We start from the raw sequence: 12,867 nt of genomic DNA on the forward strand, positions 1-12,867 counted from the left end.
GACAAGTGCAGGCAGTGTTCTGCATGCCGGCACCTTGCCGCTGCGCGGTCCACTGCATATGCGGATGACAACTAACGCTTTCCGGCCAGCCAACGCTTGCGGAGCCGTGCACGGACTGGCTCATCGAAGTATCGCAGGATGGCCAAGGCGAAGACCACCATCGCCACGAAGGTCGCAACGCCTGCTGCCAGAGCCATCGGTGGCGATGGCTTTTGACTGACGGTGTAGTTGAGAAACACGAATGCCATGGGAAAGTGGGTGATGTAGAGCGGATACGAGATCCGGCCGAACCATCGCGCCATCTCCGCGCGCCATCCTGCCGGTTCGGAATGTATGCCGAGCAGCAGGATGGTCGGGAACATCACCGACACGCAGAACAGATCGTAGAGGGCACTGAGCTTGACGCCGCCTACTTCGCCAAGCGACGGAAAACAGAACAATCCGGTCATGATGATGGACAACGGGATAAGCCCCAGGCGTATGTGCGCGAGCTTGTGGTGCGTCCGGTAGACGAGCAGGCCCACAGTAAACGGATAGGCAAGTCGCAGCGGCGCGCCCCACAGGTTGTCCCAGCCATAGCCGATATCCAGGGATCCGGCCGCCAGCGCTCCGCCAGCCAGCGCCACCCATGCGACAGACGCCACGATGCACAATGCGCGGACGGACAAGGACCGAAGGATCAACGCGTAAGCGATGTTGGCGATGTATTCCTGAAGCAGCGACCATGACGGTCCGTTGATTGGGTGGGTATCGTGCCAGCGGTTCTCGAGCATCGGAGCAGGCAGCACCAGCAGGCAGAGTGCGAATGCGGCCAGAACCAGGGGCAGCGGACTGGTTTGGGCGGTACTGGCAAACGGACCGAACAGGTAGCTCAATACACCGAGCACGGCTCCTGCCACCACGAGGGGGTGCAGCCGGATCAGGCGAGCCATGAAGAACTGGCGTGTACTCATGGCGGACCAACGATCATCGTAGGCGTAACCGATCACGAAGCCTGAGAGCGCGAAGAAGAAGTCCACCGCCAGATACGCGTGCGGAAGGATCAGTTTGTCGTGCGCGAACGCAACGCCGATTCCTTGGAGATGAAACACCACGACCAGGAGTGCGGCGGTTCCACGAAGGCCATCGAGAACGTCGAAATGGGTCTTGCCACCGGCCGTACGTTGCAGCGGCGGTTGCGTGTGCGGTCGGTTCATGTGCGCTCGATGCGATCCTCGGATACCCGGTCCTGCCGGAGATGGGCCACGCTAGGGAGGTTTATCGATAAACTCAAGGACATGGCCGGATTGGCTGCGCTGCACGAGCGACCAACGCTGGCTTGCAGCCACGCGTCGATGCGCTGCAAACCACCGTGCGCTGGCGCTCTCACAACGCCCTGCGCGTTGGAGGCCGAGCGGGCGCCGTCTCTCGCTGGCTGGCCCGGCATGCGCGTTAAGCAACACACACGTCTTGAACACTTCCCATCGGCTTACCTCAGCATCCCCAGTGCCAGTTCGTGCAATCGCGCGCTACCGGATATCAGCACCGGGCCTCCCACTTCGGGCCGGCCACCATCCACACGCGTGACCACCCCACCAGCCTTTTCGATGATGGGAATGAGCGCCACGATGTCGTAAGGCTGCAACGAAGGTTCCAGCGCGATGTCGATGTGGCCTGCGGCAACCATGACCATGGCGTAGCACTCTCCGCCATATCGCGTCATGCGGACCTGGCTCTTGAGCCGTTCGAATCCCTCTGCAAGCGCGCCGTGGTAGCCCTGCGGACTGGTGGTGTGCAAGATTGCTTCGCTCAGCGCAACCTGCTGCGTGTGGAGACGCTCGACGGCTGATCCGCGCCTGTGCCAGGCGGCATCGGCGTCGGCCCAGAACCGCTCGCCGGTGAACGGCTGGCTCATCATGCCGCGCACCGCCACGCCCCGTTGCGTCAGGCCGATAAGCGATCCCCAGACCGGGATGCCGCAGAGATAGGGCTTGGTCCCGTCGATCGGATCCAGTACCCAGCAGTAGTCGTTTTCGCCTTCGGCACCATACTCTTCTCCGAGGATGGCATGCTCGGGGAAGCGCTCCCTGATCAGGGTACGCATGGCCGCTTCGGCGCTGCGATCGGCGTCGGTGACGGGGTCGAACGGGTCGCCTTCCTTGTACTTGGTGTCCACACCGATTGGCCTGCGGAACCGCGGAAGCGTCTGCGCATCCGCAAGGTCTGCGAGCTGGTGCAGGAACTCGGTATCCGGATCTTCGACTCGATGGGTATGCATGACTGCCTCCTCAGACCTTGAGCCAGCGCGTGGACACGGCAACGCCGATCAGCAGCACAGCCACCCCCATGAACGCACCGATCAGGCCGATGCCATGGGCCGCAAAACCGATCAGTGCGGGCCCGGCCAGGACGCCGGCGTAGCCCAGCGTGGTGACCGCGGTGATCGCGATGCTCTCCGGCATGCGCTGCTGCTTGCCGGCCAGGGAGAACAGGGCCGGCACGATGTTCGCGCAGCCCAAGCCGAGCAGGACATAGCCGGTCAGCGAAGCCTGCCACGGTGTCACCCAGGTCAGGACCGCGAAGCCAAGGCTCGCCAGTAAAGCACCCACCACGATGGAGCGAATGCGTCCGAGCGATTCGACCACCGAATCGCCGAACAGCCTGGTCACCGTCATGGTCAGCGCGAAGGTCACATACCCCAGGCCTGCCATGGTCGGCTTGACCTCGCGCACATCGGCCAGGAACACCGCGCTCCAGTCCAGCATCGCACCTTCTGCCAGGAACACGACGAACGCCAGGATGCCCAGGAACAGCACGATCCCCTTGGGCCAGGCGAGCAGTGGGCCATCCTGATGCAGTGCTTCGCTGCGCCAGTGCTTGAGCGACACCATCGCGATCGTCGCCATCGCGGCGATGCCCGTCAACGACGCCGCCATCGGGCCGACCTGTGCCGACAGCAGCCCGGTCATGGCAGCGGCGCCGAGGAATCCGCCGATGCTGAAGAAGGCATGGAAGCCGGACATCATCGCCCGATCGGCCTCGCGCTCCACCGCAACAGCCTGCATGTTCATGGTGCAATCCATCGCGCCCACACCGGCGCCGAAGACGAACAGTGCGCCACAGAGCAGCCAGGCATTGCTGGTCAAGGCCAGCAACGGAAGGCTGACGCAGATGATCGCGGTCGTTGCAATCATCACGCTGCGGCAGCCGAAGCGAGCGGCCAGCGCGCCGGAGACGGGCATGGCAATGAGCGAGCCTGCTCCCAGGCACAGCAGGATCAAGCCGAGGACACCGTCCTCCACACCGGTTCGGGTCTTGGCGAATGGCACCAGGACCGCCCAGATCGCCGTGGCGAATCCTGGGATGAAGAAAGCAGCGCGGGTGGCGTACTGCTGCGCTCGGGCGCTGGAGGTGAATATCGGGGACATGGGGTAACCGTTGATGAAGTGGGAAAGAGTCAGCGCGGCAAGCGATGGACGGCGATGCCTGCATTGGCAAAGGCGTGAAGATGGGTGTCGGAGACGCCCGCTGTGACCACCAGATCATCGATTTCGGCCAACGCCGCCACATGGTGGTTGGCTTCCGTGCCCACCTTCTCGGCCGAGGCGGCCACGACGACGCGTGAGCTGTTGGCGACCACCAGCCGCTTCAGTGCCGCTTCCTCGACATCCGTGGCCCAGACACCGGTCGTTGAATCCAGTGCGCACGCACCGGGGACGCAGACATCCATGCGCAGGCGTTGCAACTGCGACAACGCCTCAGCACCGAGTATTCCGCCCGCATTGGGAGCGAAGAGGCCGCCGATCAGCTGGACGCGGACTCCACGGCGCTGGCCGGCGGCGATGGCGATCTGGGGGGAATTAGTGACGATGGTCAGGTTCTGGTGTTCGGGCAGGCGCTGGGCGGTAAGCAGATTGGTCGTACCTGCATCGAGAAACACGCTCTGCCCAGGCTGCAGTAGCGCGCAAATGGCAGACGCCAGGTCTGACTTGCCCGCAATGCTCTGCTGCGCGCGATCCTCGAAGCTGGCCACCTCGACTGCCGCTCTGACTGCTCCGCCATAGACGCGTTTGCAGAGGCCCTGGCTGGCAAGTTCGCGCAGATCACGACGGACGGAGTCTTCGGAGACGCCAAAGCGCGTTGCCAGATCGCTGGAAGAAACCCGGCCCTGTTCGCGAAGCAGTGCCAGTACGGACTGGGCGCGCTCTGCGGGAAAACGATTGTCGTCGCTCATAAAGCATCACGGATCAAGAATGTGCAACATCATGCACTATCGTGCACAATGCTGCATTAACGCGCATGCTCTGGCCCGCTCCAAATGCCTGCTACCGTTCGCTCGGACCGTTGCGTTCGGTGGCGAGGAAACATCACTAATGAGGTCTCGCAGTGCCCATTCGACGTCCTGGCGCTCGTCCACCCATCACGCTTCAAACAGTCGCCGAGCGGGTGGGAGTCTCCACGATGACGGTCTCCAATGTGATCAATGGCCGCGGAAATATAAGCTCCCAAACGCGTGAGCGGGTCAAGGAGGCAATCAGGCTGACCGGCTATGTGCCCAATGCTGCAGCTCGCCGCATGGCTGGCGCTGCACGTACCCGGCTCGGACTTCTTTATTCGGATATCCGATCGCCGTTTCTGAGCGAAGTTCTGCTCAACACGCTCTCCAGCGCCACGTCGATCGGCGCGCACCTTGTGGTCAGGGAGGGGTGAGCGCCGAACATCGACCATGCCGAGCAATTGGTCATGGAGGCGATAGAGGCCGGTGCCGAAGGCCTGCTGCTGGTTCCTCCGTACGCGGAACTGCTCGCGGAATCGGACTACTTCCAACGTCTTGGTGTTCCGGCTGTGGCGATCGCCGGCGCAGCGCCCCTGGCAGGCATGCAGACCGTCCGGATCGACAACCGACTCGCCGCCGATCAGTTGACAAGTCACCTGATCCAGCGCGGCCACAAGCAGATCGCCTTCATCGCCGGACCGTTGGACCATGGCGACAGCCATGCGCGGTTGCTCGGCTTCCAAGAAGCGATGAATCGGCATGAGTTGGGCGTGCCCCCCGCGTTTGTCCGGGGTGGCCGGTTTTCCTTCCAGTCCGGATGCGAGGCCGCCGAGGCGCTGCTTGCGCTACGGTCGCGGCCCACGGCGGTGCTGGCAAGCAATGACGACATGGCGCTGGGCGTCCTGTGGATCGCGCAGCAGTCGGGGCTGCGAATTCCAGTGGACCTTGCCATCGCCGCGTTCGACGACACTGCCGCGTCCAGGAAGGCATGGCCACCGCTGACTGTCGCAGCACAGCCCATGGCGCGGATGGCCGATGCCGCCATCACATCAATCGTCGCCTGCCTGCTCGGACACGCTGGCTTGCCCTCCGGGGAACTGATCCTGTCACACGAGCTTTTGATACGCACCTCTTCCGGCCCACCATGAGGCTGGACAGGATGGCAATCAATCTGCCGCGTGTCATGACGCGTTTCGCGTAGTGCACGTGCCGGCCAGCAAAAGTATCGAGGCCAGCACGTGCAGTCCGCGCACTCCGGCGGCCTGTGTACATTCTGGGGCGACGGCGCTTGTCTCACGCGCGGGCCGGTTGCGTTAGGTCCACACGCATCACCATTGTCCCCTACAAGACCTGCGCAAGCCGCGTTGTGAAGTGCGCACGCAAGCGGCAGCACTACTTTCAGGTTGCCGTGCGTCGCTCGCTGAAGCCGTTGCCATCAGTCGTGCCCATACCTGCCATGCAGGCATTCGATTTCACCCCGCAGCAGCCGGCACGCACGATGCGTTTCCAGTGCAAGGGACTTCCCTTCGCCACCCGGCCGCTGCAGCCGCAGTGCCGAGCCATCACGCAGACCATCGGAGGCGGCATGTCCGTTCGCAGCAGCAGTCAGAAGTTCATTGCCCGGAATCGCGCGCCACGCGTGCAGATCGAATACGACGTCGAGATCTACGGCTCGCAGAAGAAGGTGCAGGTTCCCTTCGTCATGGGGGTGCTGTCGGGTCTGTCCGGCGCCAATACCGGGAACCTGCCTGCGCTGGAATCACGCGAGGCGGTGGAGATCGATGTCGACAACTTCGACAGCCGGCTGCGTGCCATGCAGCCGCGGGTGGCGTTGACCGTTCCCAATACCCTCACCGGAACCGGCGCATTGCCGGTGGACATTACCTTCGACAGCCTGGACGACTTCTCGCCCACGGCAGTGGTGAAGAAGGTGGCACCGCTGGCCGAGCTGCTGGAGGCACGCACCCAGCTCGCCAACCTGGGTACCTACCTGGACGGCAAGGCCGGTGCCGAGCGCTTGATCGCCGATGCGATCAAGGATCCCGCATTGCTGCGCTCGCTGATCGCAGCCCCCAAGTCGACCGACGAGTAACGCTGCCATGGCCACTTCCAATTCCGCCGCCGTTACCGACCAGGCCGACGGCCAGACCGAACTCTCGCAGGCCGACGATTTTGCCGCCCTGCTGAGCCGCGAATTCCGCCCGCGCAGTGAGCGTGCCGGCGAAGAGGTGCGGCGTGCCGTGCTCACGCTGGCCGAGCAGGTGCTGGAGCGCAGTGACATCATCAGCGACGACCTGGCGCAGACGATCAATGCCTATGTGGCCGAGATCGACCGCAAGCTCACCGAGCAGCTCAACCTGATCCTGCACGCGCCGCAGTTCCAGGCGCTGGAGGGCGCGTGGCGCGGCCTGCATTACCTAGTCAGCAATACCGAGTCGGACACGCAGTTGAAGATTCGCGTGCTCAACGTGTCCAAGAAGGAACTCGCCAAGAACCTCAAGCGCTTCAAGGGCACCGCCTGGGACCAGAGCCCGGTGTTCAAGAAGGTCTACGAGGCCGAATACGGGCAACTCGGCGGCGAGCCCTATGGCTGCCTGATCGGCGATTACCACTTCGACCATAGCCCGCAGGATGTCGATACCCTGCGCGGCATCAGCCAGATTGCCGCCGCTTCGCATGCGCCATTCATCGCGGCGGCGGGCCCCAGCCTGATGGGCATGGAAAGCTGGAGCGAACTGTCCAATCCGCGCGACCTGGCCAAGATCTTCTCCACCCCCGACTATGCGGCCTGGCGCTCGTTGCGCCAAAGCGAAGATGCCAAGTACCTGGCGCTGACCATGCCGCGCACGCTGGCACGCTTGCCTTACGGTGCCAAGACCGATCCGGTGGAAGCGTTCGATTTCGAGGAAGACACCCAGGGTGCCGATTCGTCGCACTACACCTGGCAGAACGCGGCCTACGCGATGGCGGTCAACATCAACCGCTCGTTCAAGCAGTACGGCTGGTGCACGCGCATTCGCGGCGTGGAATCGGGTGGGGCGGTGGAGGGCCTGCCGACGCATACCTTCCCGGCCGACGATGGCGGTGTGGACATGAAGTGCCCGACCGAGGTCGCGATCACCGACCGTCGTTCGGCCGAACTCGACAAGATGGGCCTGATGCCGCTGGTGCATCGCAAGAACACCGACATGGCGGCCTTCATCGGCGCCCAGTCGCTGGGTAAGCCGGAGGAATACGACGACCCGGATGCCACCGCCAATGCAGCGTTGAGCGCGCGCCTGCCGTACATGTTCGCGTGCTGCCGCTTCGCCCATTACCTGAAGTGCATCGTGCGCGACAAGATCGGCTCGTTCAGTACGCGCCAGCAGATGCAGAGCTGGCTGACCGATTGGGTGATGAACTACGTCGACGGCGACCCGGCCAACTCCAGCGAGGAAACCAAGGCGCGCAAGCCACTGGCCGCCGCAGAAGTGGTGGTGGAAGAGGTCGAGGGCAATCCCGGCTACTACACCTCCAAGTTCTACCTGCGCCCGCATTACCAGCTGGAAGGCCTGACGGTGTCGTTGCGCCTGGTCTCGCGACTGCCCTCTGCACAGGCCGCCTGAGCGCGGCGCAGCCCTCGCATCCACGTAATGCCCCGACCTGCGGCCGGCCTGGCTGCGGGAACGGCCTCCCTTACCGCACTACCCACCACTGGAGAAGTTCCATGGCTTTCGATATGCATCTCAAATTCGGCTCCGGCGACGTCGAGATCAAGGGCGCGTCCAACCATTCCAAGCACAAAGATCAAGTGCCGATCATTGCCTGGTCCTGGGGCGCCAGCAACACCGGCAATCTGCATACCGGCGCCGGTTATGCGGCCGGCGGCAAGGCCAACGTGCAGGACATTTCCATCACCAAGTACGTCGACAGTTGCTCCAACGCCTTGCTCAACGCCTGCTGCACCGGTGCGCGCGTGGATTCGGCCACGCTGTACGTCACCAATGCCACCGGCGAGCAGACCGACTACGTCACGGTCGAACTCAGCGAGGGCGTGATGATCACGTCCGTCTCCACTGGCGGCAGTGGCGGCGAAGACCGCCTGACCGAGAATGTGACCTTGCATTTCGGCAAGTTCAAGTACTCGTTCCAGCCGCAGGACGACAAGGGCAAGAAGCAGGGCGGCACCAAGGACTTCACCTTCAACATGCAGGAAGTGAAGAAGTCCTGAGCCTCACGCATCCACCGACTGGAGCGCCCATGCCGACGTCCACCGTCCACCCCGAACACGATTGCGCCCGCCTGCTCAAGGCGGGCAATCCCGAACAGTCCCTGGCCATCGCCAAGGACTGGGTGCGGCAGTGTCCGGGCGATGCGGCCGGCCGCATCGGCTTGTTCCAGTTGCTGGCAGTGGCCGGAGACTGGCAACGGGCACGGCAGCAACTGTGCCTGGCTGCCGAGCTGGATCCGGAGTTGGGCGGTGTGGCGAGCGCGTATGCGCGCATCATCGATGCCGAGCTGCAACGCGAGCAGGTCGTGGCGGGACGGGTGCTGCCACTGATGCCCGGCCAGGTGCCGCAGTGGCAGCACGATCTGCTGCAGGCCTTGCAACACGACCGCGCAGGCGAAGCAGTGCAGGCGGCGCAACGGCGTGCGCTGGCAATGGCGCAGGCCGATACCGTCGCTGGCATTATCGATGGCCAGCGATTCGACTGGCTGGGCGATGCAGATCCGCGGTTTGGCCCCTGTCTGGAGGTCATTCTGGAAGCGGGGTATGCGTGGGTGCCGTTCGCACAGTTGCGCAGCCTGCGTTTCGAGGTCCCCACCAGCTTGCGCGACCTGCTGTGGCAACCGGTGGAGATCCAATGGCAAAGCGGCATGCACGCGCGTGGCGTGGTGCCGTGCCGTTACCCCGATAGCCCGCATAGCCAGGACGGTGCGATCCGGCTCGGCCAGCGCACCGCCTGGGAGGGCGATGATCTCTCTGCGCGCGGCATGGGGCAGCGTCTGTTGGCTGGCAGCGAGGACGACTATCCCATGCTCGACATCCGCCATGTCGCCTTCGACACCGCCGTGGTGGGCACGCCATGGCCGAACTGACCCAACAGGAGCGGCTGCAGCCCTCGCTGCTGGATCGCTTGATCGACGATCGCCGCCATGAGTTGGTGGAAAGCCGCGATGCACGTGCGATCGGCCCGGCCCAATTGCGCGACTGCGTCATGCGCGACCTGGCCTGGTTGCTCAACTGCACCCGCCACTGGCACGAGGACGCGCTGCAGGACTATCCGCAGGTTGCCAACTCGGTCCTCAACTACGGCATCCCCGACCTGGCCGGCACGCGTCTGGTCGGTCTGGACGTGATCGAACTGCAACACCGCATCCATGCCGCCATCGTGGCGTTCGAGCCACGCCTGGCTGCGGCCAGCCTGCAGGTCACTGCGAAGGTGGACACCGGGCGCATGGACCGCCTGTCGCTGTCGTTCGTCATCGATTCCGAACTGTGGGCGCAGCCGCTGCCGCTGGCCCTGTATCTGCGCACCGATCTGGACCTGGAAACCGGTCGCTTCAACCTGCTGCCCGGAGCGCACTGAGCCATGGACCCGCGCCTGCTGCATCACTACAACCGCGAATTGCAGCACGTGCGCGAGATGGGCGCGGAGTTCGCGCAGGCGTATCCGAAAGTAGCGGGGCGCTTGGGGATGAGCGGCATCGATTGCGCCGACCCATATGTGGAACGCCTGCTGGAAGGCTTTGCGTTTCTGTCCGCGCGGGTGCAACTCGAGCTGGAGGCGCAGCAGCCGGTGTTCGCGCAGCACCTGATGGAAATGCTGTATCCGCACTTCCTGTCGCCGGTGCCGTCGATGGCGGTGGTGGAGCTGCAACCGGAGCAGGGCGAAGACATCGGCCCCGCCGGGCATCTGGTGCCATGGGGCAGCGCTCTGCGCTCGCTGATCGGGCACGGCGACCGCACCGCCTGCGAATACCGTACCGCGCACCCGGTGACGCTGTGGCCGCTGCGCCTGGTCGCTGCCAGCTACCTGGCCTCACCGGCAGCGCTGGCCGCGCTCGGCGTGCCGGTCGAGCCGCGGGCCAAGGCGGGGCTGCGGCTGGTGTTCAACGTGCATGCCGGGCTACGCCTGGACATGCTGGCGCTGGACAGCTTGCCGCTGTTCATCACCGGTGCCGATGGCCTGGCCGGAAATCTCTACGAACAACTGCATGCCAATACGCTGGGATTTATGGTGCGCGCGCGCTCTGCAGAGGGCCAACCGCTCAGCCGCGCGTTCGGCCCCGAACATCTGCAGCCGCAGGGCTTCGACGACGAGCAGGCACTGCTGCCACGCAGCGAGCGCTCCTTCAGCGGCTATCGGCTGCTGCAGGAGTACTTCGCCTGCCCGGAGCGCTTCATGTTTGCCGCCTTCGACGGCCTGGCGCAGGTGCTGCCACGCGCGGCGTGTACCGAGTTCGAGATCCTGGTGTGGTTCGATCGCGCGGTGGAGCGGCTCGATAACGCAGTGGATGCGAGCAATTTCCGCCTGCACTGTACGCCGGCCATCAACCTGTTTCCCAGGCGCGGCGATCGCATCCACCTGCAGCCCGGCATGTCCGAGCATCACGTGCTGGCCGACCGGACGCGGCCGATGGATTTCGAAATCCATGGTGTGGAACAGGTCGAAGGCTTTGGCGACAGCAACGCACCGATGCAACGCTTCGAGCCGTTCTATGGTGCGCAGCCGCGCAGCTGGCATGAGCGGCGCTCGGCCTTCTACGCGCTGCGCCGGCAGCCGCGGCAACTGTCCAGCGGGCAGCGCCGCACCGGGCCGCGCTCGAGCTATGTCGGCAGCGAGGTGTTCCTGTCGCTGGTCGATGGCGAGCAGGCGCCGTACCCGCACCAGCTGCGGCAGCTGGGCATGCAGCTGTGGTGCAGCAACCGCGACCTGCCGCTGCACATGCCGGTGGGCAAATCCAGTACCGATTTCGTGCTCGACGAGGGCGGGCCGGTAGCCTCGGTGCGCTGCGTGGCCGGTCCCACGCGGCCGCGCTCGGGCGTGACCGCCGGCGACACCCGTTGGCGCCTGATCAGCCACCTGCAGTTGAACTATCTCTCGCTGCTGGACGCCGGCGACGATGGCGCCACAGCATTGCGTGAGATGCTCACGCTGTATCACGACCCGCACGATGCCGCGGCGCGCCGACAGGTGGAAGGCGTGCGCCACATCGCCTCGCGACCGATCGTGCGGCGCATTCCCGTGCCCGGCCCGGCCACCTACGGCCGTGGGCTGGAGATCACCCTGACCTGCGACGATGCCGCCTTCGAAGGGCAGGGTGTTTACCTGCTCGCCTCGGTGCTGCGGCATGTGTTCGCGCGCCAGGCATCGTTGAACTCCTTCACCGAAACCGTGCTGTGCACGCAAGAACGCAACGAGGTCGCCCGATGGCCAGCCCATCTCGGCAATCGACCGACGCTGTAGCGCTGCTGGCGCAGCTGGACACGCAACCGCAGGCCTTTGAATTATTCGAGGCGTTGCGGCGGCTGGAATGCGCGCATCCGGCGCAGCCGCGGCTGGGGCAGGCGGCGCGTCCGCTCGAGGAAGCCGTGCGGCTGGGCCAGCGGGCGTCGCTGGAATTTCCCCCACGCGACATCGACAGCCTGCAGGTCGCTGCCGACGGCCGCCCGCCCACGCTACGCACGTTGGCGCTGGGCCTGTTCGGTCCGCATGGCGCGCTGCCGCTGCACCTGACCGAACACGCCATCGAACGCGAAGGCGCCGGCGACCCCACCTTCGCCGCGTTCGCCGACATCTTCCACCATCGCATGCTCGCGCTGTGGTATCGCGCTTGGGCCGACGCGCGTCCCACGGTGCAGATGGACAGGCCGGGCGAGGACCGCTTCGGCGCGCGGCTGGATGCGCTGACCGGTGTGGACCAGCCGGCGTTGCGCGGCCGCGATGCGATGCCACTCGCCGCACGCCGCCACTTCGCCGGCCGGCTCGTCGCCCAGGCGCGCAATGCCGAAGGCTTGCGTGCGGTGCTGGTCGGCGTGTTCGACGTTCCGCTGCAGGTGCAGGAGTTCGTCGCCAATTGGCTGCCGCTGCCCGAAGAAGGGCGCCTGCGCATGGGCCGTGCCGCTGCGCGCCTGGGCCAGGAAGCCACGCTGGGGGCGCTGGCACGCAATGCGCAGCATCGCTTCCGCCTGCGCATCGGCCCACTGGACATCGCGCGCTATCGCCAATTCCTGCCCGGAGGCGACGCGCTGGAAGTGCTCACCGCCACCGTGCGCGGCTATGTCGGCGACGAGCAGGCCTGGGATCTGCAGCTGGTGCTGGCGCGCGAAGACGTACCCATGCCAGTGATGGGGCAGGGCCAGCGCATCGGCTTGTCGCTCTGGCTTGGCCACTACCGCCACCCGCGCGACGCCGACCAACTCGTGCTTGCGCCGACCTGATCCACCCCTGCGTTTCCACTTTTTCTGGAGTTTTCATGGCAGACATCAGTCGCGCCGCCCTGTTCGGCAAGCTCAACCCGCTGGCGTATCGCGGCATCGAAAGCGCCACCGTGTTCTGCAAGCTGCGCGGCAACCCGTACGTGGAGCTGGTGCACTGGCTGCATCAGTTGCTGCAGCTGCAGGACTC

Annotated in this window: 14 protein-coding genes; 10 read left to right on the plus strand and 4 right to left on the minus strand. The window is 65.0% G+C overall.

What is annotated here, in order from left to right; genetic code table 11:
• Positions 1 to 71 precede the first annotated feature (71 nt).
• The 4 genes from XcodCFBP4690_RS18595 to XcodCFBP4690_RS18610 form a co-directional block, all read right to left on the minus strand.
• A complete protein-coding gene (locus tag XcodCFBP4690_RS18595) occupies positions 72 to 1,196 on the minus strand; it encodes an acyltransferase family protein (RefSeq protein WP_104543289.1) in 1,125 nt (374 codons plus the stop codon).
• 272 nt (positions 1,197 to 1,468) lie between these two features.
• Complete coding sequence (hisN, locus tag XcodCFBP4690_RS18600) at positions 1,469 to 2,257, minus strand: histidinol-phosphatase (protein ID WP_104543291.1); 789 nt, start codon at positions 2,255 to 2,257, stop codon at positions 1,469 to 1,471.
• A 10-nt stretch (positions 2,258 to 2,267) separates the two neighbouring features.
• Positions 2,268 to 3,407, minus strand: a complete 1,140-nt coding sequence (locus XcodCFBP4690_RS18605) for an MFS transporter (RefSeq protein WP_104543293.1) — start codon at positions 3,405 to 3,407, stop codon at positions 2,268 to 2,270.
• A gap of 29 nt (positions 3,408 to 3,436) precedes the next feature.
• Complete coding sequence (locus XcodCFBP4690_RS18610) at positions 3,437 to 4,213, minus strand: DeoR/GlpR family DNA-binding transcription regulator (protein ID WP_104543295.1); 777 nt, start codon at positions 4,211 to 4,213, stop codon at positions 3,437 to 3,439.
• A gap of 152 nt (positions 4,214 to 4,365) precedes the next feature.
• Here XcodCFBP4690_RS18610 and XcodCFBP4690_RS18615 point away from each other — a divergent pair, with 152 nt between their 5' ends.
• The 10 genes from XcodCFBP4690_RS18615 to XcodCFBP4690_RS23175 form a co-directional block, all read left to right on the plus strand.
• On the plus strand, positions 4,366 to 4,689 hold the full coding sequence (locus XcodCFBP4690_RS18615) for a LacI family DNA-binding transcriptional regulator (RefSeq protein WP_279628115.1): 324 nt from the start codon (positions 4,366 to 4,368) through the stop codon (positions 4,687 to 4,689).
• Between the two features lie 33 nt (positions 4,690 to 4,722).
• Positions 4,723 to 5,403 carry a substrate-binding domain-containing protein gene (locus XcodCFBP4690_RS18620; RefSeq protein WP_104543299.1) on the plus strand — a complete coding sequence of 227 codons (681 nt, stop codon included), beginning with the start codon at positions 4,723 to 4,725 and terminating at the stop codon, positions 5,401 to 5,403.
• A 437-nt stretch (positions 5,404 to 5,840) separates the two neighbouring features.
• On the plus strand, positions 5,841 to 6,347 hold the full coding sequence (tssB, locus tag XcodCFBP4690_RS18625; protein WP_104543323.1) for a type VI secretion system contractile sheath small subunit: 507 nt from the start codon (positions 5,841 to 5,843) through the stop codon (positions 6,345 to 6,347).
• A gap of 7 nt (positions 6,348 to 6,354) precedes the next feature.
• Positions 6,355 to 7,860, plus strand: a complete 1,506-nt coding sequence (tssC, locus tag XcodCFBP4690_RS18630) for a type VI secretion system contractile sheath large subunit (protein WP_104543301.1) — start codon at positions 6,355 to 6,357, stop codon at positions 7,858 to 7,860.
• Positions 7,861 to 7,961: 101 nt separating this feature from the next.
• The gene (locus tag XcodCFBP4690_RS18635; RefSeq protein WP_104543303.1) at positions 7,962 to 8,465 is read left to right on the plus strand and encodes an Hcp family type VI secretion system effector; all 504 of its coding nucleotides are present in this window, start codon (positions 7,962 to 7,964) and stop codon (positions 8,463 to 8,465) included.
• 29 nt (positions 8,466 to 8,494) lie between these two features.
• Entirely contained in the window at positions 8,495 to 9,334 is an 840-nt protein-coding gene (locus tag XcodCFBP4690_RS18640; RefSeq protein WP_104543305.1) for a type VI secretion system accessory protein TagJ, read from the plus strand.
• The gene (gene tssE / locus XcodCFBP4690_RS18645) at positions 9,322 to 9,825 is read left to right on the plus strand and encodes a type VI secretion system baseplate subunit TssE (RefSeq protein WP_104543307.1); all 504 of its coding nucleotides are present in this window, start codon (positions 9,322 to 9,324) and stop codon (positions 9,823 to 9,825) included. Before XcodCFBP4690_RS18640 ends, tssE begins: the two co-directional genes overlap by 13 nt.
• Before the next feature lie 3 nt (positions 9,826 to 9,828).
• On the plus strand, positions 9,829 to 11,706 hold the full coding sequence (tssF, locus tag XcodCFBP4690_RS18650) for a type VI secretion system baseplate subunit TssF (RefSeq protein WP_104543309.1): 1,878 nt from the start codon (positions 9,829 to 9,831) through the stop codon (positions 11,704 to 11,706).
• Complete coding sequence (gene tssG, locus XcodCFBP4690_RS18655; RefSeq protein WP_104543311.1) at positions 11,670 to 12,680, plus strand: type VI secretion system baseplate subunit TssG; 1,011 nt, start codon at positions 11,670 to 11,672, stop codon at positions 12,678 to 12,680. Before tssF ends, tssG begins: the two co-directional genes overlap by 37 nt.
• On the plus strand, positions 12,680 to 12,867 hold a 188-nt coding region (locus tag XcodCFBP4690_RS23175), incomplete at its 3' end, for a hypothetical protein (protein ID WP_244183714.1). The genes tssG and XcodCFBP4690_RS23175, both read left to right, overlap by 1 nt.

The organism is Xanthomonas codiaei (assembly GCF_002939785.1).
Lineage (GTDB): Bacteria > Pseudomonadota > Gammaproteobacteria > Xanthomonadales > Xanthomonadaceae > Xanthomonas > Xanthomonas codiaei.